This is a genomic window from Streptomyces sp. NPDC001902, assembly GCF_042891295.1.
GTDB lineage: Bacteria > Actinomycetota > Actinomycetes > Streptomycetales > Streptomycetaceae > Actinacidiphila.
This window is the reverse complement of sequence record NZ_JBIATA010000059.1, coordinates 1-4,613: the sequence shown is the minus strand read 5'-3', so window position 1 is coordinate 4,613 and position 4,613 is coordinate 1. Positions and strand designations below refer to the sequence as shown.

The 4,613-nt window shown below is 70.4% G+C and carries 7 protein-coding genes; 1 reads left to right on the top strand and 6 read right to left on the bottom strand.

Annotation, left to right across the window (positions count from 1 at the left end):
• The 6 genes from ACFYYN_RS43295 to ACFYYN_RS43270 all read right to left on the bottom strand — a co-directional run.
• Positions 1-168, bottom strand: a 168-nt coding sequence (locus tag ACFYYN_RS43295; protein ID WP_500550190.1) for a mobile element transfer protein, incomplete at its 3' end; no start/stop codon positions are given.
• 1 nt (position 169) lies between these two features.
• Complete coding sequence (locus tag ACFYYN_RS43290; RefSeq protein WP_500550189.1) at positions 170-364, bottom strand: hypothetical protein; 195 nt, start codon at positions 362-364, stop codon at positions 170-172.
• 20 nt (positions 365-384) lie between these two features.
• Positions 385-1,077: a DUF2637 domain-containing protein gene (locus tag ACFYYN_RS43285; RefSeq protein ID WP_500550188.1), complete on the bottom strand. Its 693-nt coding sequence runs from the start codon at positions 1,075-1,077 to the stop codon at positions 385-387.
• Positions 1,078-1,163: 86 nt separating this feature from the next.
• Positions 1,164-2,528, bottom strand: coding sequence for an FtsK/SpoIIIE domain-containing protein (locus tag ACFYYN_RS43280; RefSeq protein WP_500550187.1), 1,365 nt, complete (start codon positions 2,526-2,528; stop codon positions 1,164-1,166).
• Positions 2,529-2,530: 2 nt separating this feature from the next.
• Positions 2,531-2,881, bottom strand: a complete 351-nt coding sequence (locus ACFYYN_RS43275; RefSeq protein ID WP_500550186.1) for an SCO3933 family regulatory protein — start codon at positions 2,879-2,881, stop codon at positions 2,531-2,533.
• 140 nt (positions 2,882-3,021) lie between these two features.
• Positions 3,022-3,801, bottom strand: a complete 780-nt coding sequence (locus ACFYYN_RS43270; RefSeq protein ID WP_500550185.1) for a GntR family transcriptional regulator — start codon at positions 3,799-3,801, stop codon at positions 3,022-3,024.
• An 18-nt stretch (positions 3,802-3,819) separates the two neighbouring features.
• Here ACFYYN_RS43270 and ACFYYN_RS43265 point away from each other — a divergent pair, with 18 nt between their 5' ends.
• Positions 3,820-4,287 (top strand): NUDIX hydrolase, encoded by a 468-nt coding sequence (locus ACFYYN_RS43265; RefSeq protein WP_500550184.1) that lies wholly within the window; start codon positions 3,820-3,822, stop codon positions 4,285-4,287.
• Positions 4,288-4,613 lie beyond the last annotated feature (326 nt).

Genomic DNA, 4,613 nt, shown 5'->3' with positions numbered 1-4,613 from the left:
GCGGGCGGCCAGCTGGGCGGCGGACTGGCTGGAGTAGTCGGCGGACCAGCCGCAGCGGTCGTTGGTGCACACCGCGGCGTGCTTGGTGGTGCCGTTCCGGCCGCGGTGGGTGCCGATCTGCACCGGGCCGATCCGCATCACGGAGTGGAAGAAGTCGCGGGCGGGCATGTCAGTCGGTCTCCTTTCGGGTCGTGGCCGGGTCGGGGAAGGAGGCGCGGATACCGGCGGCGGTGGCCGGGTCGGCGGTGAGGCGTGCGGCTTCCTCGGCGAGCAGGTGGGCGAGGTAGGGCCGGTCCGCGGCAGTCATCTCGCGGGCGCTGTCGAGGTAGTCGGCGGCGGTCAGGCCGGCGGGGTCATGGGTCATGGCGGTGAGCTCCTGTCGGGTCAGGCGAGCTGGGCGGCGATGGCGTCGGCCAGCTGGGCGGGGACGCCGAGCCGGACGCGAAGGGTGTCGGTGTCGATCGCCGTCCCGGTGCGGGCCTGGTGGTCGTCGGCGACCTTCCGGGCGTGGGCCACGAGCGCAGTCGGGACTGCGGGAAGGACCGGCGCCGGGGCGGGCTGTGAGGCGGGCAGGGCCGGAACGGGCTCGCTTGCCTCGACGGCTTCCGGCACCGGCGCGGGCTCAGGGGCGCGTTCGACGCTGGCCGTCTCGGTCCGCTCGGGAGCCGCAGTCGGAGCCGGGGCCGGAGCGGGTGCCGGTGTTTGGTGACTGGGGGCGTGGACGAGGAGGGTGCCGCCGAGGAAGGCCAGGGCGGGCCATCCGGCCACGAGGATGCTCAGCCAGTCGGGTACGTGGTCCAGGTTGAGGAGTCCGGCGGTGGCGATGTTCGCCCCGAGGGATGCGGACAGGGCCACCGCGAACCACAGCCACGCGGCGCGGACAGGGGCGCCGTCGGTTCGGAGGGCGCGGAGTCGTCGCCAGGCAGCGACCAACAGCAGGTCGACGCTGATGGGGTAGGCCCAGGCTTTCCAGCCGTCTTGTCCGGCTGCGGCGGCGAGGTCGTGCAGGTGGGCGAAGGACAGGGCACCGGCGATCACGGCCTGGACGAGGACGGCGTCCACGCGGAGCTTGGGCATCGTCGGTCTCCTTCCTGGTTTCGGGCATAGGCGGGGTAGGGACCTTGGCGCGAGGCGGTCACGCCGGCCGTTGGAGCGAGGAAGGTTCAGGCCGTGGCGGGAGCGGTCTTGGCTGCGACTTCGGGCGTAGCTACCGGGGTGAGGTGGGCAGCCAGGGCGGGCCGGAAGGGTGCGAGTTCGGGCACGTTGGGGGTGTGGTCGGCGTGCCGGTTGCAGGCGTTGACGGCCTGGCGCAGCGTGGTGTGGGGGGTGCGGATGCGGGCCCATCCGCCGGTGGAGTCGCCGGCCACGGCGATGCCGGGGGTGTCCGGGCGGATTTGGATGGCGGCGAGGACGGCGTCGGGAGCGATGTCGCCGAATGCCATGTTCGCCGAGGGTTCGTCGTTGACGCGGTGGGCGGTGCGGCCGGTGAGCTGCGCTCGGAGCATGGTGATGCCCTTACCGAGTTCGGAGCCGAAGCGCTGCCCGCAGATCTCCAGGTAGATACCGGCGGCGCGGCCGAGCTGGGCCAGGCGGGCGAGTGCGGTAATGATGCGGTCGCGGCGCTTCTCCTCGTCCTTGGTGGTGAACAGGGCGAGTTCGGCGACCTCGTCGACCAGGACCACGACCGGAATGGGGCGCAGGTGGTCGCGCAGGCCCCAGATGTCGGCGGCGATCTCCGCATCGGGCACGTCGGCGGTGATCCGCTGCTCTGCGCGGATGAGCTGGTAGACGGCCTCCATCCGGTCGATCAGGGCGTCGAGGAGGTCGGCGGCGGTGTCGGGGTTGTCGGCCAGCGCGGAGAACCGGCGGGCCAGCGGGAACAGCTCCACACCCTGCTTGCAGTCGATACCCACCAGGGCCACGTCCTGCGCGGCCAGTTCGGCCACCAGGTTCCGCTGGTAGACCGACTTGCCGGACTTCGTTGCCCCGAGGGTCAGGGCGTGCGGGACGGTGCGGTAGTCGCGGTAGTGGACGGCACCGTCTTCGCGCAGGGCGACCGGGACCCGCATCGGGGTGCGGTCGATCTTCGCGGGCATCTGCACCCGCTTGAGGACGTCGTAGCCGGTCATACGCAGCTCGACCACACCCGAGCGCAGCTCGCGCGAGGTGACGCCGTACATGCCGAAGGAGTGCCGTAGCCGGTCGCACGAGGCGGCGACGTCGAAGGCGTCTTGACCCGGGCGCAAACCTAACCGCACCACCAGGCCCGTACGGGTGGGGCGCAGCCGCAGGATGCGCGGGGCCCGCGGGCCGGGGGCGGGGCGGTTGGTTGCCCGCGCGAGGGCCAGGCGCCAGCGGGACGGCGGCACGGTCAGCCCGCACGCCTCCATCACCGACGCGTAGCGGACCAGGACGCGTAAGGCGGAGAGGGTGACGCCGAAGGTCAGCCAGTACCAGGCGGGGCGCAGCCACCGCAGAACTAACGCGATGGCGACGACCAGCAGCAGCGCGACCGTGAAGCGGGTCATGGTCAGGCCGCCTTCGCGGCGCCGGCGGCGAGCGAGGTGACCGCGACCGCTCGGAAGCTGATGCCGTGGCGGCGCTGGCCGTTGAACTCGTTCTCCCACGGCCGGGCGACCAGGCCGGTGATCGCGACCGGGGTGCCCATCACCAGCTCGCCGGAGATGCCCGGCTCCGGGACGGCCACCGACAGGATCCCGGCCTCGCCGTTCGCGGCGAACATCACGTCCACGGTCATCATCGTCGCGCCGGTCTCGGCGTCCGTGGCGATCTCGCCCGTGCGGCGGTCGCGGACCTTGGGCTGGGGCGGCTGGGCGACCATCACGGAGGCGGCGGAGGTGTCCACGGGGATCTGACGCACAGGAGATCACTCCTCTATAGAGGCTTCGACTCTGTCACTCATGTATAGGAGTGACATGAAGAAGAGTGCCCGACTCCTATACATGAGTCAACCCGCCGCGAAGAAGAAATCACGGCGGGCCGCGAGGAGTTGAGCGAACGTCAGTCGACTGCGGGGATGCGGTAGGTGAAAACGAACTGGTCAGCGGCCATGAGCGTGTCGCACGCCTCCACCACCCGACCCTCTACCGTGACCGCGTTCCGGATGAGGTGGATCACCGGTGCACCGGGGCTGAGTGCCAGTTCCGAGGACTCTGCCTTGGAGGCCGGCCGGGCCTGCAAGGTCTCTACGTACTCGGCGAACTCGTGCCCGTGGTCTTCCAGTCGGGCGTAGATGCCACCGCCGCCCGGGTTCTCGGCGAACAGCTCGGGGATGTCCTTCGCCACGTCCCACGGGAGGTACGAGGTAGCCGTCTCGACCGGGGTGCCGTTGCGGAAGTAGAGCCGCCGCCGGGCCAGCACCTTGGCGCCAGTCTCCACGCCGAGCCGCTCGGCGATGTCCTCGGGAGCCTCCACGGGGCCGATGTAGAGGACGCTGACCTTCGCCTCGGCACCGGACTGCTCGGACTCGGCCAGGTATGCGGCCTTGCCACCCCTGCGCAGCGAGCGACGGAAGCGATCCGACGACCGATGCCGCACAGGCGGGCGGTCCTTGACCGTCGAGCCCTTGCCGTGGCGCGTCTCCACCAGGCCGCTCGCGCGGACCTCTGTCATCGCCCTACGGATCGTGCCACCGGAGACGCCGTAGCGGTCCATCAGTTCCGACTCACTCGGCACCGTGTCGCCGGGCTTGAGAACACCCTGCCGGATCTGCAGAACGATCTCATCGGCAATCTCCACGTACCGAGGCACCGACCTCGCCCCTCCTACCGCAGTTCCCATAGTCCTTCTCCCCCTCCTATGCTCCTGTACATGAGTAAATCGCAGGGGCCCACGCCGACGCCAGCACTGCACTCGGTATCCGTGGCCGGAGCAGTCGTGCGCGAAGACGGCCGGCTCCTGGCGATCCGCCGGGCCGACAACGGCACTTGGGAGCTCCCGGGCGGCATCCTGGAACTGAACGAGGCCCCCGAAGACGGCGTGAGGCGCGAGGTCTGGGAAGAGACCGGCATCCACGTCGAGGTCGACCAACTCACCGGCGTCTACAAGAACACCACCCGCGGCATCGTCGCCCTGGTCTTCCGCTGCAAGCCCTCCGGTGGCATCGAGCGCACCTCCGACGAGTCCACGGCCGTCGACTGGCTCACGCCCGAGGAAGTCGCAGAGCGCATGTCCGAGGTCTTCGCAGTCCGACTGCTTGATGCCCTCGATGGGGAAGCTCCCCATGTCAGGAGTCATGACGGCAAGCACCTGATCACGGCGCGGTAAGACTTTCCCTACTTCATCAAGGCGCTCCCGCCGCGCAGAGCGCGGCGGCGCGCGGCCCGGCGCCTCGGGCCGACGCTCCTGCCTTCGTCCCGCTCCGGCCCGGCCGCCGGCCGCTCGCCAGACGGCGAAGGGTTGTTGAGGGAAACCCCGCTGTGGCTGGGGCGGTCGGATCCGCGGCTTTACGCAGCCACCATGGGGCGAGCCTCGAAGATCGGGGCCCACATCGGGCCTTAGTACTCCAGCTGTAGATCTTGATCACGGCTGCTGGGCGGTCTGACGCTGGTAGTGGCTGCTGCGGGCACCGGCCTGGTGTTGTCGGCGCCAGT